The sequence below is a fragment of the Jiella mangrovi genome, assembly GCF_017815135.1.
Taxonomy (GTDB): Bacteria; Pseudomonadota; Alphaproteobacteria; order Rhizobiales; family Rhizobiaceae; genus Jiella; species Jiella mangrovi.
Genome location: NZ_JAGJCF010000007.1, coordinates 37267 through 54742 on the forward strand (window position 1 = coordinate 37267; position 17476 = coordinate 54742).

At 63.6% G+C, this 17476-nt stretch carries 19 protein-coding genes and 1 tRNA gene; 9 read left to right on the forward strand and 11 right to left on the reverse strand.

Annotated features, from left to right (window positions below):
* Positions 1-81 precede the first annotated feature (81 nt).
* From J6595_RS12030 to J6595_RS12040, 3 genes are all read left to right on the forward strand, one after another.
* On the forward strand, positions 82-549 hold the full coding sequence (locus tag J6595_RS12030; RefSeq protein WP_209594810.1) for an SRPBCC family protein: 468 nt from the start codon (positions 82-84) through the stop codon (positions 547-549).
* 134 nt (positions 550-683) lie between these two features.
* Positions 684-1655 (forward strand): alpha/beta fold hydrolase, encoded by a 972-nt coding sequence (locus J6595_RS12035; RefSeq protein ID WP_209594811.1) that lies wholly within the window; start codon positions 684-686, stop codon positions 1653-1655.
* A 125-nt stretch (positions 1656-1780) separates the two neighbouring features.
* Complete coding sequence (locus tag J6595_RS12040; RefSeq protein ID WP_209594812.1) at positions 1781-2182, forward strand: carboxymuconolactone decarboxylase family protein; 402 nt, start codon at positions 1781-1783, stop codon at positions 2180-2182.
* A gap of 98 nt (positions 2183-2280) precedes the next feature.
* On the opposite strand, the gene hisN is transcribed toward J6595_RS12040, so the two are convergent.
* Both hisN and J6595_RS12050 read right to left on the reverse strand, forming a co-directional pair.
* A complete protein-coding gene (gene hisN / locus J6595_RS12045; protein WP_209594986.1) occupies positions 2281-3063 on the reverse strand; it encodes a histidinol-phosphatase in 783 nt (260 codons plus the stop codon).
* 291 nt (positions 3064-3354) lie between these two features.
* Entirely contained in the window at positions 3355-4257 is a 903-nt protein-coding gene (locus J6595_RS12050) for an N-formylglutamate amidohydrolase (RefSeq protein WP_209594813.1), read from the reverse strand.
* 155 nt (positions 4258-4412) lie between these two features.
* Between J6595_RS12050 and cpdR the strand changes: the two genes are divergently transcribed.
* The gene (cpdR, locus tag J6595_RS12055) at positions 4413-4778 is read left to right on the forward strand and encodes a cell cycle two-component system response regulator CpdR (RefSeq protein WP_209594814.1); all 366 of its coding nucleotides are present in this window, start codon (positions 4413-4415) and stop codon (positions 4776-4778) included.
* Positions 4779-4987: 209 nt separating this feature from the next.
* Positions 4988-5062: transfer RNA gene (locus tag J6595_RS12060), tRNA-Val, on the forward strand.
* Between the two features lie 287 nt (positions 5063-5349).
* On the opposite strand, the gene J6595_RS12065 is transcribed toward J6595_RS12060, so the two are convergent.
* Positions 5350-8181 (reverse strand): glycosyltransferase, encoded by a 2832-nt coding sequence (locus tag J6595_RS12065; protein ID WP_209594815.1) that lies wholly within the window; start codon positions 8179-8181, stop codon positions 5350-5352.
* A gap of 634 nt (positions 8182-8815) precedes the next feature.
* Here J6595_RS12065 and trxA point away from each other — a divergent pair.
* Positions 8816-9133, forward strand: coding sequence for a thioredoxin (trxA, locus tag J6595_RS12070; RefSeq protein ID WP_209594816.1), 318 nt, complete (start codon positions 8816-8818; stop codon positions 9131-9133).
* 176 nt (positions 9134-9309) lie between these two features.
* Positions 9310-9882, forward strand: coding sequence for a DUF2937 family protein (locus tag J6595_RS12075; protein WP_209594817.1), 573 nt, complete (start codon positions 9310-9312; stop codon positions 9880-9882).
* A gap of 58 nt (positions 9883-9940) precedes the next feature.
* On the opposite strand, the gene J6595_RS12080 is transcribed toward J6595_RS12075, so the two are convergent.
* The 8 genes from J6595_RS12080 to J6595_RS12115 form a co-directional block, all read right to left on the reverse strand.
* Complete coding sequence (locus J6595_RS12080) at positions 9941-11275, reverse strand: bifunctional folylpolyglutamate synthase/dihydrofolate synthase (protein WP_209594818.1); 1335 nt, start codon at positions 11273-11275, stop codon at positions 9941-9943.
* Between the two features lie 45 nt (positions 11276-11320).
* On the reverse strand, positions 11321-12286 hold the full coding sequence (gene accD / locus J6595_RS12085) for an acetyl-CoA carboxylase, carboxyltransferase subunit beta (RefSeq protein WP_209594819.1): 966 nt from the start codon (positions 12284-12286) through the stop codon (positions 11321-11323).
* Positions 12287-12351: 65 nt separating this feature from the next.
* The gene (gene trpA / locus J6595_RS12090) at positions 12352-13182 is read right to left on the reverse strand and encodes a tryptophan synthase subunit alpha (RefSeq protein WP_209594820.1); all 831 of its coding nucleotides are present in this window, start codon (positions 13180-13182) and stop codon (positions 12352-12354) included.
* Positions 13183-13363: 181 nt separating this feature from the next.
* Positions 13364-13690 carry a divalent-cation tolerance protein CutA gene (cutA, locus tag J6595_RS12095; RefSeq protein ID WP_209594821.1) on the reverse strand — a complete coding sequence of 109 codons (327 nt, stop codon included), beginning with the start codon at positions 13688-13690 and terminating at the stop codon, positions 13364-13366.
* A gap of 33 nt (positions 13691-13723) precedes the next feature.
* The gene (locus J6595_RS12100) at positions 13724-14008 is read right to left on the reverse strand and encodes a type II toxin-antitoxin system RelE/ParE family toxin (RefSeq protein WP_209594822.1); all 285 of its coding nucleotides are present in this window, start codon (positions 14006-14008) and stop codon (positions 13724-13726) included.
* Positions 14005-14286, reverse strand: a complete 282-nt coding sequence (locus J6595_RS12105; protein ID WP_209594999.1) for a CopG family ribbon-helix-helix protein — start codon at positions 14284-14286, stop codon at positions 14005-14007. The genes J6595_RS12100 and J6595_RS12105 overlap by 4 nt, the downstream gene beginning before the upstream one ends.
* Positions 14287-14354: 68 nt before the next feature.
* Positions 14355-15572 (reverse strand): tryptophan synthase subunit beta, encoded by a 1218-nt coding sequence (gene trpB / locus J6595_RS12110; RefSeq protein WP_209594823.1) that lies wholly within the window; start codon positions 15570-15572, stop codon positions 14355-14357.
* Positions 15573-15592: 20 nt separating this feature from the next.
* Complete coding sequence (locus J6595_RS12115) at positions 15593-16246, reverse strand: phosphoribosylanthranilate isomerase (RefSeq protein ID WP_209594824.1); 654 nt, start codon at positions 16244-16246, stop codon at positions 15593-15595.
* Positions 16247-16725: 479 nt separating this feature from the next.
* Between J6595_RS12115 and J6595_RS22960 the strand changes: the two genes are divergently transcribed.
* Together J6595_RS22960 and J6595_RS12125 are read left to right on the forward strand one after the other, a co-directional pair.
* Positions 16726-16947, forward strand: coding sequence for a hypothetical protein (locus J6595_RS22960; protein ID WP_425342151.1), 222 nt, complete (start codon positions 16726-16728; stop codon positions 16945-16947).
* Positions 16872-17402 (forward strand): helix-turn-helix domain-containing protein, encoded by a 531-nt coding sequence (locus J6595_RS12125; protein ID WP_245198260.1) that lies wholly within the window; start codon positions 16872-16874, stop codon positions 17400-17402. The genes J6595_RS22960 and J6595_RS12125 overlap by 76 nt, the downstream gene beginning before the upstream one ends.
* Positions 17403-17476: the final 74 nt, after the last annotated feature.

Below are 17476 nucleotides of genomic sequence, written 5' to 3' on the forward strand. Positions count from 1 at the left end.
GCAAAACCGTCAACTAAAGGAACGTTGCAAGACAATGATCGCGGCCGCATGCTCGGCCGGACGCATCAGGGGAGAACCGTCATGGATCTGAAGGGTGAATACCGCTTGCCGGCAAGCCGCGAAACCGTCTGGGACAAGCTCAACGACCCGGAGGTTCTCAAACGCTGCATTCCGGGCTGCGAGGAGCTGGAAAAGACCGGCGACAACGAGATGAAGGCGACGGTCACGGCCAAGGTCGGGCCGGTGAAGGCGAAGTTCAACGGCGAGGTGCGCCTGGAAAACATGAACCCGCCCGAGAGCTACTCGATCGTCGGCGAGGGCAAGGGCGGCATTGCCGGCTTTGCCAAGGGTGGCGCGGACGTCCATCTCGCCGAGGACGGCGCCGAGACCATCCTGACCTACGAGGTCAGCGCCCAGGTCGGCGGCAAGCTCGCCCAGCTCGGCGGGCGACTGATCGATTCCTCGGCCAAGAAGCTGTCCGGCCAGTTCTTCGACAACTTCGCCAAGGAGGTCGAGGCGGCCGAACAGGGCCAAGCCGTCGAGACGTGACGACGCGGCACTGAGATCAGAAGACACACGGCGATGGGCTCGGTCTCGTTAGGACTTTTCGGCCAGACTGGCGTGTATGTATGGAACCCAGCGGGCTGCTCGAGACAGCTGAACGCGATGGCCAAGATGCGACCATGAGCGATATACGAGAGCAGCCCAAAATCTTCGAAGTTCCCGGCAACCCGGCGCCAAAGGGGCTCGTCGTCCGTTATCTGACGACGTCCGATCGAAAGCGGCTGCGCTACGCGATCTCGAAGGGCGAGAATTCCTCGCGCGGCACCGTCCTTCTCCTTCAGGGGCGCAACGAATCGCTCGAAAAATATTTCGAGACGATGGTCGACCTCAACGCGCGCGGCTTCGCCGTCGTCACCTTCGACTGGCGCGGTCAGGGCGGCTCGGAACGGCTCATCGCGCAGTCGAGCCTTGGTCACGTCAAGCATATCGGCCAGTATCTGATCGACGTGGAATGCATGATGCAGGAGGTCGTGCTGCCCGATTGCCGGGCACCGTACAACATCCTCGCCCATTCGATGGGAGGGCTCATCGCCCTTCACGCCTCGTCGCGGCTCGTCAACCAGGTGGAACGGCTGGTGCTGCTCGCGCCGCTCATCGGCTTCGCGCCGAGCCTGCCCTCGCTTGCGACGCTCGATCGCATCGCCCACACGGCCCGCTGGCTCGGCTTGTCCACACGCCCGGTGCGCCGGTCGATCCCCGGCCGGCTGCCGAACCCGGCCGACAATCCCCTCACGTCTGACCTTACGCGCTACAAGCGCAACCGCCTGCTCGCGCAAATCGCGCCGGACCTCTTCGTCGATAGGCCGACGGTCGCCTGGCTTGCATCGATGACCCGCGCGATGCGGCGGCTGGAAAGCTCCGCCGAGATCGCGGCGCTCTCGATCCCGTCGCTGTTTGTCATTCCCGGCGCCGATCAGGTGGTCTCGCCATCCGCCGCCGAGCGCCTCGCCTTTCGCATGCGCTGCGGCTCGAGCCTGACGATCCCACGGGCGCGGCACGAATTGTTGCAGGAAGCGGACGTCTTTCGCGAACAGGCCCTGGAGGTCGTCGATGCCTATATCGGCGCCGATGCATCGCTGGCGGCCGAATAGGGCCCGACGGCTTCGAAAAGAGGCCCCCGCGCTTTTCCCGCGCGTCTTCGCCCGCCTTTATGCGACGATGGCGATGGTGCGGCCCTGCCGCCTGCCCTCTTCCCGTAGAACCAGGATACGCGATCATGACAACCGACGACAAGACCATGAAAACCCTGTTCGACGAGGGTCTCGCTCTGCGGCGCCAGGTACTCGGTCCCGACTATGTCGACACGTCGATGGCTTCGGCCAACGACTTCATGATGGCGTTCCAGAAGATCACCACCGAGTGGTGCTGGGGCTATGCCTGGGGCCGCGATACGCTCGACCTGAAAACCAGAAGCATGCTCAATCTGGCCATGCTGACGGCGCTGAACCGCGCGGCCGAGGTCAAGCTGCATGTGCGCGGCGCGGTCAACAACGGCGTCACCGCCGAGGAAATCCGCGAGGTGCTCCTGCATGCCACCGTCTATTGCGGCATCCCGGCGGGCCTCGATGCCTTCAAGGCCGCCAATGAGGTGCTGACGGAAATGGGCGAGATCGAATAGGGCGAGGCTTCATCCGGCCAGGACCGGCGCGGCGCTGCTGCCCGTCGATGGACCCGCGAGCGCCGATCGTTGACCGGCGAGCGACCGTGGCCGCCGCTTCATGCGCCCGAAAGGATGCCGCAGGCAGCGGCATGAAGTTCCGGCGTCGCGGCCGCGACGACGTCACCGCCCTGTTCGGCCCTCTCGCCCGAGACCGTCGTGACGACGCCGCCGGCCTGCTCGATCAATGCGATGAGGGCGGCGATGTCGTAGGGTTTCAGCCCGCTTTCGACGACGAGATCGACGTGGCCCGCGGCCAGCATGGCGAAGGCGTAGCAGTCGGTGCCAAAGCGGGTCAGGCGCGCCTTGGCTTCGAGTTCCTCGAAGCCTTCGAGGAGCGGCCCCGAAAACAGCCGGGGCGAGGTCGAAAACAGCGTCGCGGCGGCGATCGTCCCGGTCTTGCGGGTGGCGAGGGGTCGCGCCTCATCTTCGCCCCGCTTCCAGAAGGCGCCGCTCCCATCGGCATAGAAGCGCTCACGCGTGAAGGGCTGCGACATGATCCCGAGCGCCGCGCGCCCGCCGACATAGTGCCCGATCAGCGTTCCCCACACCGGAATCCCGGTGATGAAGGCTCTCGTCCCGTCGATCGGATCGATGATCCACTGACGCTCGCCCGAGCCGGTCTCGCCATATTCCTCGCCGAGGATCGCATGGTCGGGAAAGCGCTGGGCAATCAGCGCCCGGATCGCCCGCTCGGCCGCCCTGTCACCCTCGGTCACCGGGTCGAAATCGGCCCCCTTGAGCTTGTTGTCGACGCCGCCGCCGGCCCGAAACCGCGGCAGGGTCTCACGATCGGCGGCTTCGGCGAGCTCGATCAGGAACGATGCATCCGGCTCGCTCATCGGCATGGCCAGGCTCCCTTTCGCGGCGACTGCGACAGCATACCGCATTCCATTTCACGAAACTGTGATGACACCCCTCCCGAAAGTCGGTCAAGAGTGTTGACATATTTGGCAGCGCAACATAGCTTTTGCGGTGCGGCATCCGTGCCGCTGCCCTTATGGGCGTTTCCTCCCTAGACTCAAGGCCGCGCTGTTTCCAAGCAGTGCGGTTTTTTTTGGCCGCAATCCGGCCGTTGCGTCATCAGAGCCTCGCGCCGGTCGCCATGAAGCCGTTCACACCATTTCCGCGCGTCATTCGGCGGCAGCCGGACGCGATTGGCTTTCGGCGGCGACGTCCGCTGCAAACCCTTCCACGAAACGTGTCAGCTGTTCCTTCAGCCGCAGGAAACCGCGATGCGGGCGGAAGGTGCTTTCATCGGCATAAAGACCGCGATTGATCTCAATCTGGATGGCATGGAAGCCATGGCCGGGGCGGCCGTAATTCTCGGTGATGTAGCCGCCGGCATAGGGCTTGTTGCGGGCCACGTCGAAGCCGAAGGTTGTCAGCTGCGAGGTCGCCATCGCCACGAAGCGGCTCGATGCGCTGGTGCCATAGCGATCGCCGATGACGATGTCGGGGCGCCGGCCGCCCGGAAGCGCCCGGACACTCGACGGCATCGAGTGGCAGTCGATGAGGATGGCGAAGCCGAATTCCGCTCGGGTCCGGGCCAGCAGGGTTTCGAGCGCCTGATGGAACGGCCGGTAGATCGCATCGATCCGCCGCATCGCGGAAGCCACCGGCATCATGCCGCGATAGATCTCCTCGTTCTCCGCAACGATCCGCGGCACCGTGCCGAGACCGCCCGCGACCCGCAGCGAGGCCGAATTGACGAATCCCGGCAGGGCATCGCTGAACATTTTCGGATCGAGTTCGAAGGGTTCGCGGTTCACGTCGAGATAGGCCCGGGGAAAGCGCGCTCGCAGCATAGGCGCGCCGAAGCTCGGAACGAAGGCGAACAGATCGTCGACGAAGATGTCCTCGGAGCGACGAATTGCCTCACGTCCCAGCCGCGTCGCCGCCATGAGTTCGCTCGGATAATCCCGCCCACTGTGGGGCGAGCAGAACACGAAAGGGATCGTCGGCTCGCTCGGCTCGATGATCTCGAAGGCCGGCACCAGGCCATCGCTGGTCTTGAGTGTCGGAATTTTCGTCAAACGTCCCTCTCTCGCCGCATGTATCGACAAACTAGGGCCGTAGGCCCAATTGCGCCAATTCCTTTTAGAAAATATTGGACCGATCTGGTATGAATTTCGTGTAAGATTGGGGTGATGGCCGAGGCGGCCTCCCCAGGCTCATTCGGATGTTGGGAATGACGAAGATACTACTTGCTGAAGACGATAACGACATGCGCCGGTTCCTGGCGAAGGCGCTGGAGCGCGCCGGATACGAGGTGGTAGCGTTCGACAATGGCGGCAGCGCCTACGAGCGTCTGCGCGAAGAGCCGTTCTCGCTGCTTCTGACCGATATCGTCATGCCGGAGATGGACGGCATCGAGCTCGCTCGCCGCGCGACCGAACTCGATCCGGATCTGAAGGTGATGTTCATCACCGGCTTTGCCGCCGTCGCTCTCAATCCTGATTCGAAGGCTCCGAAGAACGCCAAGATCCTGTCGAAGCCGTTCCACCTGCGCGAGCTGGTCGAAGAGGTTGGCAAGATTCTCGAAGACGCGGCCTGACGGGCCCGCGTGGGGCCTTGGATGCCGGGCCCGCGAGGGTGCGGTCGTCGGCTCGAACGCGGCTGCCATGCAGCCGCGTCGCGGTGCTCGGCGATCTCCCGCCTTCCTCAGCTCCGGGCTTTGCGGCGGCGTCGCAAATGTTTCGAAAAACGCCAAATTCCCCTATTGACGCCGCGCGCGCTGATGTGGTCTACGACCCTCCGTCGAATGGGCGTGTAGCTCAGCGGGAGAGCACTTCGTTGACATCGAAGGGGTCACAGGTTCAATCCCTGTCACGCCCACCATTCGCACTTCTCTTTCAGATTTGAGAAACCATCCGGCCGCTGACGGCGCCATGACGCGCCGGTTCTGCGATCGGAATGCGTCGTAGACGGCCCGATCGCCGCACGAGACGTCCGAACCGCTCAACTCGCATCCACTATCCGCGCTGCCCGGCAGAAAGACAGGGCAGAGCGGACGCCAAGCCGGCGTCAGGACGGCGCGCCGCCCAGATGGCGGCCCTGATTCTCGCCCAGCGCTTTGGAACAATCTACAGATTTTGCCCTGGCCCGAAGACGGAGCCCACAATCGGTCAGATCGCCTCTTCGTGCTCGTCATGGGCGAGATAGTCGCCGATCGAAGCGTAGGAGGCGAAATGCTGGCTCCGGTTCACCGGCTTTTGCCAGATCGTCGCAAGGTCCCTGTCGTCGAGAAGCCGGGCGAGTTCGACGATCCGGTCCTTCATCGAAGGATCGAGCAAGAGGCCTCTCTCGTAACGCCGCAGCCTCTCGCCCTGAGCGCCGATATCGAACCCGAAGGTCGGAATTTCGAGCGCCATGGCGAGCGACAGCGAATAGCAGTAGGTTTCGGGCCAGATCGACAGGCTGAGCGCCGCGTCCGGCTCGATCTCTCGCAACAGACCCAGCGCCTCCTCGTCGTCGGCGTAAAGCCCGTGTACGAAGCAGGATGTTCCGTTGCCGACGTCCTGGAAATCCAGATAACCGACGACGTGCAATTCGAGATCAAGTCCGAGCGTTTCGATCGTGTCGCGCAGGGCGACGACGAGCCGCGAGCCCTTATGCGGGCCGAGCGCGCCGATCAGGGCCAGCCGCCGCTTGCGACCGGCCGCCATCGCCGGCCGTGCGGCGGGCGCAACGGACATCAGATCGGGCTCGAAATGCTGCCGGACGACGACGCGCGAGGGATCGAGGAACCCCTCGCCGAAATATCGCGCGACCTCCGGGTTCGGCAGGATGATCGTCCGGCTTGCATCGAGGATGGCGCGATGCACGCGCTTCCATTCGGCCATCTCGATCGACATCTGCGGCCGGTATTTGTGGATGCAGTCCCGGCACACCGAGTTCTCCTGCTCGCCGCCGCAGAACTCGTTGATCGCATTGACGAGATTGGCTCTCGGGCAGATGAACGAATAGTCGTGGACGACGGTGACGAGCGGCTTGGACGATTGCGCGCAGCTGTTCGACAGAAGCTGGCGAAGGGCCGTTCCCGCCCCCATCATCGAGTTGAAGACGACGCCCTGGCAGGTCGCAAGACCTTGCAGCCGGGCCATGAGGCCTTCCAGATCGTCGAAATGCACGAGGCCGAGATTGGGGAGCGACAGCTCCCCCGTCGGCTGGAACAGCCTGATCGAGCAATGGCTCTCCGTCTCGACGCTGACACAGACGAGGCTCTGCCCGGAGCTGAAGCCGAGGTTCCGGAACTCTTCGACATAGTGGCCGATTCCGCCGCCGAGCTTGTGCTCGATCGACAGCATGAATTTTGCGTCGCCGATCGCATGGACGAGGCGCGCCATATCCAGCTCGCGGCGCGCGGGAAGCATGGGATCGCCGTGGATGAAGTCCTGAACCGCCAGATGATACGTCGGATAGCGCTCGCCGAGGACCCGTTGCGCGTAAGAGTGATGTTCGACATGCAGCTCGGCGAAGGAAACCGCGCCGAGATGGGTGACGAAGACATCGGGCGCGCAGATGTTTCGCAAGCCCGCCTGTCTGGCGCGCTGGCAAAAGTCCACCTCCTCCCCGTAGCCGCGCTTGAAGGCGGTCTCGTCGAGATGGCCGAGCTGGCGCAGCGCTTCCTGCGAAATCAGCATCGCGAAGCCGACCCCGGTGATCAGCTCGACGGAATTGACGGAGCTTTCGCGCGCAAGCCCGGCAAGTGCCGCGTGATCGATCTCGAGCTCGTAATTGTTGTCGGAGCAGAAGACCGGATAGCTCAGGATCGTGGCATTGTTCGACAGCGGCGTGATCGTCGCGACGTCGGTCTCCCGCTCGAGGCGCGCCAGCATCAGGTCGATCCAGAAATCATGAACGACCGTGTCCGCGTTGAGGAGGATGACGTGCGAGGCGCCGATCCGCTCGACGGTCTCGAAGCCGAAATTGATGTTCCCGACGAAGCCGCGATTGGTTTCGTGGCGGTGGTACAAGGCGCCGATTTCCGCGCACAGCCGCGCCGCCGCCTCGGAGAGCTCGGCGTCGGGCGAGCAGTCGTCGAGCACCGCGATCTTGAACGGCCGAACGGTCTTGGCGACGGCCGCCGCGCGGATGGACGACAGCGTTTCGTCATATCCCTTGTAGATCGGAATCAGCACATAGACGTCGGGTGTCTGCGGATCGCTCCACGCCCGCAAGCCTTCCGCCTTTTCGTGAATCGCCAGAGCCTGCGGCGACGCCTTGGCCGAGCGCAGACGCGGGCCGCTCGTCGGCGTCGTGATGCGAGGGTCGCGCCCGCGATAGGCCAGATGCCGTTCGAGGGTCGTCAGCACACCATGCCGATCGGGATATTTCGACCGGTAGAAGTGCACGGAAAACCCGTCATTCGGATCCAACCCGTGCCGATCGCCAAAGAGGATGTAGTGCAGCGCCGGATCGACCGTGGTGTCCTTCAGATAGGGCAGCTGCTCGTAATATCGTTTCGGATCGATCGATGAACGCACGCGCTCCGCGCGCTCGGCAAATTCCGGAGCAACGGGAACCAGCCGGGTGTCCTTTGCCGAAAGCCGGCCTTCCCGCCAGCCATATTCCGCGTAGTGAATCAGCGGCTCGATGCCGTAGTGACGAATGTCGTAATTCGTGTCCCGGTAAAATTGCGGGTCGAATTTCGGGGAAATCGAAATCCCGAGCTGATGGCCCCACGCAAAGTAATGGAGGACCGGATCGACGGTATGCGCGAACTCGTGCCCGGTCTGCCTGAAATAGAACTCCCTCTCGGCATGGGGCGACAAAAGGTCGAACACTGTTCGCCCAAGCTCGGACAGGATACGGTTGACGTCGTCTTGCGGCCGACTCTTGCGGCCTTCGAACTGGCCCCAACGGATAAAATGGTCGAGCGGATTGACGTCGACCTCGCGCACGTCATCGTTGCTGTTGCGGTAGTAATGGGTGTCGAAGACCGCCGACGGGTTCAATCCCTTCCGCCAGCCCTCATGCATGTAATGATCGAAAAGCGAGCCTGCCGCAGATAATCCATGCCGATCGAGCTCATTTTTGTAGAATTCAGAATCAAAAAACTCATCAAAACTGAAGGTTGATGAATACATCTTATCGATCATCAAGAATTCCACATGCGCGTTGATTACCTTCCGAGGTCTAACACAGAAATGCAGCGATTGGAGCCCGAGCGGGGCTGATCCCGGCCACCTCGCATAACGCTCAAGACGGCGATCCCGATCCTCGAAAACCGGCCTTGATCCCTGTCGGACGAACGGCCGGACGAGGGGCTATTGATCGACGTCCTGCGAGGACTGCGCAGCCAATACGCGAAGAGCGCGCGCCAGAGCGATTCGGGATGTCCGCAGCTCCGACGAACAAGACGTATTACCGACGCGAATGGGGCCGTTTTCTGCCGACGGCGCCACCCAGCGCAACGACTGGTCCGGCGCATCCTTCGCCGAAAGCCCGTGCTGCGCGCCGATCTGGTTCACGCTACGGCAGCACGCCGTCTTCAAAGTGAAAACACCGCGTTCGCCGACCCGTCCCCTTCCTTGAATTGCTATGCCTGCGAGGCTACCTTTCGACCGAAACGTCAAACAGGAGCCGAGCATGGCCACCAAGAAAGTCGATAGCCAGAGTTTCACTGCCGACGTCCTCGAAAGCCAGAAGCCGGTTGTCGTCGACTTCTGGGCCGAGTGGTGCGGGCCGTGCAAGATGATCGGACCGAGCCTGGAGGAGATCTCCGAGGAAATGACCGACATCGAGGTCGCCAAGGTCAATATCGACGAGAACCCCGATCTCGCCGCAAAGTTCGGCGTGCGCTCGATCCCGACGCTGCTTTTGTTCAAGAACGGCGAGCCGGCGGCGGTTCAGGTCGGCGCCCAGTCGAAATCGAAGCTGGTCGACTGGATCAAGGGCGCGGCATAATCCGCACCGAAATCGTCATGGCGATCAAGGGGCCTGCGCGACAAGCGCGGGCCTTTTTCTATATCAGCTGCGAGATGCCATGCTGACCGGGCGAAGACCGATCCGCGCCTGCCTCCGCGCGAGCCGGGCAGCCGGGCGCCGGGAGACGCCGATGATGATCCGGCCTCGCGCCGGGATTGCCGCAACCAGGTGAGGCCGAGAAGGAGAACCGTCTGAGCGCATTTCTCGCCCGGGTCGTCGCCGCGCTGTTCGGCGGCCTCCTGTTCAGCCAGTCGGCCGAGTTCACCCAGCAATATCTGCAGCGCCTCGGCGGTGCGGCGGACGAAATGCGCGCGGTCGTCCGGCGGTTTGAGGAAGGCGCGGCGGTCTCCAAGCTGACGCCGGATCAGGCGATCGAGCGACTGAAGCGCAACGATGACGAGGTCGCGATACGCCAGGGCAGCGACGCGGAGGAAAACCGCGATCGCTATCGATCGCTCGAACGCAGATACCAATCCCTGACCGCGACCTCGCCGCTCTTGCGGCCATTCGAGGCGGCAGCCGATCCCGACTGGTCCGTCGTCTCGCGCGCCGCCGGCGACTACCGCCCGGCCATTCCGGCGACCGGCGACGGCGTCATCCTGGCGCTTGGCGGCTTCGTTCTCGGCTGGGCCTGCGGCGGCGGCGCCCATGGCGCCGTCGCGCTCGCCAAACGCCGCCGGAAAAGGCGCAGCGAAGCCGCACAGACGAGCGACGACCTCTTGAACTGACCCATGATGTCGTCCGGCCCAGCCGAACAAAGACCGCCAGCGCCGCCGGTCGCAGGATCTACAGAGGCGTCATCCCGTTGCGCCCGAGCACCTCGCCGACGAGATAGAGCGATCCGCAGATCAGGAAGCGCGGCGCGGGCGTCACCTGCCAGTTGGCAGAGACCAGACGGATCGCCTCCTCGACGGAATGCGCGGGCTCCGCGTCGAGGCCGGCCTCGATCGCCGCATCCGCGAGTTCGTCCGGATCGATCCCGGCCTCGGTCATATTGACGGGAACGGTGAAGACCCGGCGCGCCATTCCCGCAAAAGCGGCGAAGAACCCGACCGGCTCCTTGGTGTTGATCATGCCCGTTATGAGAAAGAGCGGCCGCTGCACCCGCTCTTCCATGTCGGCCAGCGTCTCGGCGATGGCGACGCCGGCGCCCGGATTGTGGCCGCCATCGATCCAGATCTCCGAGCCGGAAACGGCAAGATCGACGAGTGGTCCCTCGGTGATGCGCTGCATGCGCCCGGACCAGTCGGTGCTGACCAGCCCCTTTTCCACCGCCGCGTCGGAAGGCGGGAACGGCCCTTTGCGCAGGGCCGCGATGGCCGTCGCGGCATTGACGATCTGATGGCGGCCAGGCAGGCGCGGCAGCGGCAGATCGAGCAGGCCGTGATCGTCCTGATAGACCATCCGGCCGTGCTCCTCATAGGCAAAGAAATCCTCGCCATAGGCGAGAACGGGCGCCCCCACCCGGTCGGCGATGCTGGTCAGGACCTCGAGCGCCACCTCCTCGGTCTGCTGGCCGATCACGACGGGGACCCCCGGCTTGATGATGCCGCCCTTTTCCGCCGCGATGAGCTCGACCCGGTCGCCGAGGAACGACTGGTGATCGAGCGAGATCGGCGTGATCACGCTGACGGCCGGCTTCGGCATTACGTTGGTCGCGTCGAAGCGGCCGCCAAGGCCGACCTCGACCACCGCGACATCCGCCGGATGCTCCGAGAACAGCATGAAGGTGACGGCGGTCAGGATCTCGAAGACGGTGATCGGCTGACCCTGATTGGCCTTTGCCGCGCGCTGCACCGCCTCGGCGAGGATCGCGTCTTCGACGAGACGGGAGCGGCCACTCGCCTCGGCAAGACGATAGCGCTCGTGCCAATTCACGAGATGTGGCGAGGTGTGGGTGTGGACGGCGCGACCGTCGGCCTCGAGAATCGCCCGGGCAAAGGCCGTGACCGAACCCTTGCCGTTGGTGCCCGCGACATGGATCGTCGGCGGCAACGCCAGGTGCGGATCGCCCAGCGCTGCAAGCAGCCGCAGGATGCGGTCAAGCGACAGGTCGAAGCCCTTGGGATGGCGACCGAGAAGGGTGTCTATTTCGGCCGCGGCGAGTGAAGTCGTGGTCATCGCCGGGTGTTACGCCAACCCTTTGCCGGATGCAAAACGTTCCCGTCAGACGACTGGCGGCCGCTCGGCGTCTTCGGGCTTGTCCTTCTCGCCGTCCGTCTCTGACGGGGCAGAAACGGACGGGCCCGCAGCACCATCGGCCAGCCCGCCGTCATCCTGCGCAGGCGCTTTCATCAAAAGCTTCAGCAGCGTCGCGATGCGGCCTTTCAGCTGATGACGCGGCACGACCATGTCGACCATACCGTGCTCCATCAGATATTCGGCGCGCTGGAAGCCGTCCGGCAGTTTCTCGCGGATGGTCTGCTCGATGACACGAGCGCCGGCAAAGCCGATCACCGCTCCCGGCTCGGCGATATGCACGTCGCCCAGCATGGCGTAGGAAGCCGAGACGCCGCCGGCCGTCGGATTGGTCAGGACGACGATGTAGGGAAGCCCCGCCTCCTTCAGCATCTCGACCATGGCCGTCGTACGCGGCAGCTGCATCAATGAGAGGATGCCTTCCTGCATGCGCGCGCCGCCGGACGCCGAAAACAGGACCAGCGGCCGCTTCTCGGCGATCGCAGTCTCGAAACCCTTGATGATCGCCTCGCCGGCCGCCATGCCGAGCGAGCCGCCCATGAAGGCGAAATCCTGTACCGTCGCAACGATCGGCAAGGCTTCGATCGCGCCCTTGGCGACGAGAACGGAATCGTCCATCTCCGCCTTGGCACGATTTTCCTTCAGCCGGTCCACGTAGCGTTTCTGATCACGGAACTTCAGCGGATCGACGGCGGCCGTCGGAAGATCGACGAGTTCGTAGGCGCCATCGTCGAAAAAGTGACCGAGGCGGTCCTTGGCGCGGATGCGCATGTGAAAGCCTGAGGTCGGCACCACCCACTGATTGGCCTCCAGATCCTTGTGGAAGACCATTTCGCCGGTCTCGGGACACTTGATCCAGAGGTTTTCCGGCACCTGGCGCGCCGCAAGCAGGCTGGAGATCTTGGGACGGACGTAGTTGGTGATCCAGTTCACGGAAAATCTGTCTTTCGCATTTCTGTCGAAAATCTGGGGCTTTGCCCCAAGAGATGGCCGTCCGCTCAGGGCTTGGCAAGGCGAGCCGAACGCACGCCCTCGGCCAGACTTGCCACGATGTCGGTGACCGCCTTCAGCGCGGCATCGCCGCCGCCCTTTTCGCTCGACGCCTCGATCGCCGAGACCAGCGCCGAGCCGACGACGACGCCATCGGCATTCCCGCCGATCTCGGCCGCCTGTTCGGCGGTGCGCACGCCGAAGCCGACGCAGACTGGCAGGTCGGTGTGACGCTTGATCCGCGAAACCGCCGCCGCGACCTTGCCGGCATCGGGCGCGGCCGAGCCGGTGATACCGGTGATCGAGACGTAGTAGACGAAGCCGGAGGTGTTCTTCAGGACGGCCGGCAGGCGCTTGTCGTCGGTGGTGGGCGTTGCCAGACGGATGAAGTTCAGCCCGGCGTCAAGGGCCGGCAGGCAGAGCTCGTCATCCATCTCCGGCGGCAGATCGACGACGATCAGCCCGTCGACGCCGGCCTCGAGCGCATCCTTCACGAAGGCTTCGACGCCATAGATGTAGATCGGGTTGAAATAGCCCATCAGGATGATCGGGGTGTCGCCGTCGCCCTTTCGGAAATCCTTCACCAGAGAGAGCGTCCTCTGCATGCTGGCGCCGGCTTTCAGGGCCCGCAGGCCCGCCTTCTGGATCGAAGGGCCGTCGGCCATGGGATCGGAAAACGGCATGCCGAGCTCGATCACGTCGGCACCTGCGGCAGGCAGGGCCTCAACGATCTTCAGAGCCGTCTCGTGATCGGGATCGCCGGCCATGACGAAGGTCACGAGGGCGGGGCGGCCTTCCTCTTTGAGGCGAGCGAAACGGGCTTCGATGCGGGTCGTCATAAATAGCTTTCAGATCGGGGCGTCCCGGCGGCAGCGATCGCCAGGCGCGGGAATTCTGTCATGAGACGTTGGCCGCGATCCTTACGCCATCCGGCAAGCCCCTGCCAAGCACGAAGCCACCAGCCGCATGTCGAGGAGACGATCGCTCCTGACACAACGGACCGCCAAACCCTTTCGACGCTCAGCCCGGCCGGCAGGATTCATCCAGCCACGCTGCCGTCGCCTCGTCGACGAAATCGACCCTGAAGCCGAAGATCGCCGGCGTCTCGTAGGGATGGGTCTCGCGGATCGACGCTGCGCAGGCGTCGAAGAGATCGGCCCGCGTCTTGGCGATCAGCAGCCATTCGTCCTGGCGTTCCTGCTTGCCCTTCCACCAGAAGCGGCTGTCCATCTCCTTGGCCGGAATGTTGCAGCAGGCGGCAAGCTTGTCGTCGAGCAGCTTGTGGGAGATCTCGCGCGCGTCGAGCAGCGAGGGGCAGGCGACGTGGATTTCGACGATTTCGGTCATGGAAAGGGCTCCCGGCCGGTTGTCTCCGGCGTTCTATGGCCAGTCGGCAGATCGTTCGGCTCGCTGATCCCATATGCGAATGATCTCGAGTCGATCCTCACGGAGGACGTAGACAAAAATGAACGGTGTTCGTCCAACGACGATCTCACGGGTGTCTTCCTCTCCGGGCCGACCGGAGAGCGGATAGTCCTGAATCGTCCGCATGGTCTTCGCAAACTGAGCGCGAGCGCGAACGGCGCCGTCCGGGAAGACCTGTTCGTAGTACCGGCGAAACCAGCCGAGGTCATCGCGTGCACGCGGAAGGAAGACGATTTTCATCGCCGGAAGAAGACGTCCGGCTCCGGAGGTGGCAACTCGTCCGCCGTCCCCCAGCTTTCGACCCAGTTCGTAACCGCCTCATGCGAGACGAATACCCCCTTTTCGGCCTCCTTCAGGCCGTGACGCACGGCTTCGCGTTTCAGTTTTCGACCGGCAAGATACTGCGTGATCGCCTGTTCAGCGATCTGGGCTTCGGTCGCGTTGGATAAGCGCGCCTCTGTTTCGAGAGCCGCCTTCACATCGGGCTCGACCGAAATGGAAAATTCACCTGACGCCATCGAGACATTTCCTTCGCTTCGGCGGGGATATGGTCGATCCCTCATCCCCGCGCCTCGTCCCGGAGTTCCTAGATCTCCATCCCGAGATGCTTGGCCACCGTGTGCACGTCCTTGTCGCCGCGGCCGCACAGATTCATCACGATGATCTGGTCACGGTCCATCTTCGGCGCACGCTTGATCACCTCGGCCAGCGCATGGGCCGGCTCCAGCGCCGGGATGATGCCTTCGGTGCGGGTCAGCATCTGGAAGGCCGCAAGCGCCTCCTGATCCATGATCGGGACGTATTCGACGCGGCGGGTATCCTTCAGCCAGCTATGCTCCGGGCCGATGCCCGGATAGTCGAGGCCGGCCGAGATCGAATGGCCTTCCTTGATCTGGCCGTCGGAATTTTGAAGGAGATAGGTGCGGTTGCCGTGGAGAACGCCGGGCGCGCCGGCGGTCAGCGAGGCGCAATGCTCCTCGCCCTCGAGGCCCTTGCCGCCCGCCTCGACGCCGACGATCGAAACGTCCTTGTCGTCGAGGAAGGGGTGGAACAGGCCGATGGCGTTCGACCCGCCGCCGACGGCCGCGACCAGCATGTCCGGCAGGCGGCCCTCGGCCGCCATCATCTGCTCGCGGGTCTCCTTGCCGATCACCGACTGGAATTCGCGCACGAGCTCCGGATAGGGATGCGGGCCGGCGGCCGTGCCGATCAGGTAGTAGGTGGAATCGACATTCGTCACCCAGTCGCGCAGCGCCTCGTTCATGGCATCCTTCAGCGTGCCATGGCCGGCGGTGACCGGGATGACCTCGGCGCCCAGCAGCTTCATGCGGAAGACGTTGGGCGCCTGCCGTTCGACGTCGGTCGCGCCCATATAGACGACGCAGGGCAGGCCGAAGCGGGCACAGACCGTCGCCGTCGCGACGCCGTGCTGGCCGGCGCCGGTCTCGGCGATGATCCGGGTCTTGCCCATCTTGCGGGCGAGCAGGATCTGGCCGACGCAGTTGTTGATCTTGTGCGAACCGGTGTGGTTCAGCTCGTCGCGCTTGAAATAGATCTTCGCGCCGCCGAGTTCTTCCGTGAGCCGCTCGGCGTAATAGAGCGGCGACGGCCGGCCGATATAGTGCCTGTTCAGCCCGTCGAGCTCGGCCTTGAACTCCGGGTCTTTGCGCGCCGCGTTCCAGTGCTCCTGCAGATCGAGGATCAGCGGCATCAGCGTTTCGGCGACGAAGCGCCCGCCGAACAGGCCGAAGCGACCCTCTTCGTCGGGGCCGGCACGGAAGGAATTGGGCAGTTGCTGGTTCACGGGGTTCTGGCCTTTCTGGCTCAACCGGCGGCGGTGGCCCGCTCGATCGCGTCGAAGAATGCATGGATGCGGCCGACGTCCTTCACGCCCGGCGCGCTTTCGACGCCGGAAGAGACGTCGATGCCGGATGGGCGCGCGATCGCCAGCGCCTCGGCGACGTTCGCGGCGTCGATCCCACCGGAAAGCATGTAGGACAGATCGGGGTCAAGGGCAGTGAGAAGCGTCCAGTCGAAGGAAACGCCGTTGCCGCCCGGCAGGTTGGAGCCCTTCGGCCGTTTGGAATCCAGCAGGATGCGATCGGCGACGCCGCGATAGGCGGCGATGGCGTCGAGATCGCGGGCATCCGACACCGGCAGCGCCTTCATCACCTTCAGCCCCGTCCGCGCCTTGACCTCGGCGACACGCTGAGGCGTCTCCTTGCCATGGAGCTGCAGCCAGTCCGGCCTCACCTCCTCGGAGAGCCGCGCGATCAGATCGTCGTCGGGGTTCACGGTGACGATGACCGTCCCGGCCCGGCCTGCGACGAGGCGCGCCAGCTCGGCCATCGGCGCCGTGTCGAGATGGCGGGGGCTCTTGGCGAAAGAGACGAAGCCGATGTGGCTCGCCCCCCGCTCCAGCGCCGCCCGAAGGGTCGCGGGCGTGGAAAGACCGCAGATTTTGACGTCGGGTTTCATGCGGGTGGAAGTGGCATCAAAACCGGGGGATGTCGAGAGATCGCTTCCAATGCTCGATGAGAGCGGCCGCTGCCAGCAGCGCAACACATGACCATACCTCCTGCGCGAACGCCATGTCCAAACGACCGTATCAGGCTGTAAGGCCGAGCATATCTCCAGAATCCAGGGACACCGGCTTGGAATGTAACCATGCGATGACAGGGCCGCCCGAATAGGTTCACATCGGGATTTTTCTTCCACCTCGCACCACTGTTCAGCAATCAATGGCTACCCAGATGTATCACCGTGATATATGTATCGCTGCGTGCTGTGGCGAGACTGGCCGATGACAAGCGTGGAATAGGGATCTCGCCGTGGCTTGGACACCGAAGGAGGCGACATATGCAATCCGTGAAATCGCACGATCTGATCGCCTTTCGCTCACATATAAGCTGCATGCCAAAGAGCGGCTGTCTGAACGAGGGTTGATCAATTCTGATGTGCTGTACGCGCTGAAATATGGCTTCGTGCATCAACCATCGGAACCCGCCACGAGAGCTGGTTACAATCGCTACCGAATGGAAGGCAAGACGCCGAACAGTGGCGCGCGGTCGATCGGGGTTGTGGCAATTCCGGATAGAGCAGGATGCCTTTTGACGATCGTAACGGTCATGTGGCTCGACGAGTTCGAGACACGATCGGGTTCGATCATAGGAGAATGATAATGACGACCCATCACTACACCGAGAGCGGCCTCGACAATGTCTTCATCGAAGGCATTCTGATCGAGCGCGACGACGAGGGCGACGAGGTCATCACGATCCCTGCGATCAATGAACTGCACCGGGTCATCGCGATCGGTATCGTTTCTCATGAGAAGGGCATGAGTGGTCCGGAACTGCGCTACCTTCGTAGCGAAATGGGTCTGACCCAGGCGGAGCTTGCTACCGTGGTTCATCGCGACAAGCAGTCGATCGGGCGGTGGGAGCGCGGCGAGGTTGAAATCGACAGCACCGCCGAAACCCTGATCCGGCAGATGGCGATCGAGAAGCTCAATCTTCCGTTTCGCGACGGCATCGACACGTTGTCCCAGCGCAGCGTGCCGACGGCCGAAACACAGCCGATCAAGATCCACGCCAAGGACGGCGGCAATTCAGGCTATTCGCTGGCCGCGTGACAGACTGAACAAGGCATGAAGGGGCCTCGTCAGGAGGCCCTTTTCAAAACGCGTCTCAGGCCATCGCATCTGCC

Excerpts from the sequence above, each read along its gene's own strand:
- J6595_RS12115 (WP_209594824.1), bottom strand. The coding sequence starts at position 16,246 with ATGAAACCCGACGTCAAAATCTGCGGTCTTTCCACGCCCGCGACCCTT.
- cpdR (WP_209594814.1), top strand. The coding sequence starts at position 4,413 with ATGACGAAGATACTACTTGCTGAAGACGATAACGACATGCGCCGGTTC.
- J6595_RS12030 (WP_209594810.1), top strand. The coding sequence starts at position 82 with ATGGATCTGAAGGGTGAATACCGCTTGCCGGCAAGCCGCGAAACCGTC.
- J6595_RS12080 (WP_209594818.1), bottom strand. The coding sequence starts at position 11,275 with ATGACCACGACTTCACTCGCCGCGGCCGAAATAGACACCCTTCTCGGT.
- hisN (WP_209594986.1), bottom strand. The coding sequence starts at position 3,063 with ATGAGCGAGCCGGATGCATCGTTCCTGATCGAGCTCGCCGAAGCCGCC.
- J6595_RS12125 (WP_245198260.1), top strand. The coding sequence starts at position 16,872 with ATGCCTTTTGACGATCGTAACGGTCATGTGGCTCGACGAGTTCGAGAC.
- J6595_RS12040 (WP_209594812.1), top strand. The coding sequence starts at position 1,781 with ATGACAACCGACGACAAGACCATGAAAACCCTGTTCGACGAGGGTCTC.
- J6595_RS12100 (WP_209594822.1), bottom strand. The coding sequence starts at position 14,008 with ATGAAAATCGTCTTCCTTCCGCGTGCACGCGATGACCTCGGCTGGTTT.
- trpA (WP_209594820.1), bottom strand. The coding sequence starts at position 13,182 with ATGACGACCCGCATCGAAGCCCGTTTCGCTCGCCTCAAAGAGGAAGGC.
- J6595_RS12105 (WP_209594999.1), bottom strand. The coding sequence starts at position 14,286 with ATGGCGTCAGGTGAATTTTCCATTTCGGTCGAGCCCGATGTGAAGGCG.
- cutA (WP_209594821.1), bottom strand. The coding sequence starts at position 13,690 with ATGACCGAAATCGTCGAAATCCACGTCGCCTGCCCCTCGCTGCTCGAC.
- J6595_RS12035 (WP_209594811.1), top strand. The coding sequence starts at position 684 with ATGAGCGATATACGAGAGCAGCCCAAAATCTTCGAAGTTCCCGGCAAC.
- trxA (WP_209594816.1), top strand. The coding sequence starts at position 8,816 with ATGGCCACCAAGAAAGTCGATAGCCAGAGTTTCACTGCCGACGTCCTC.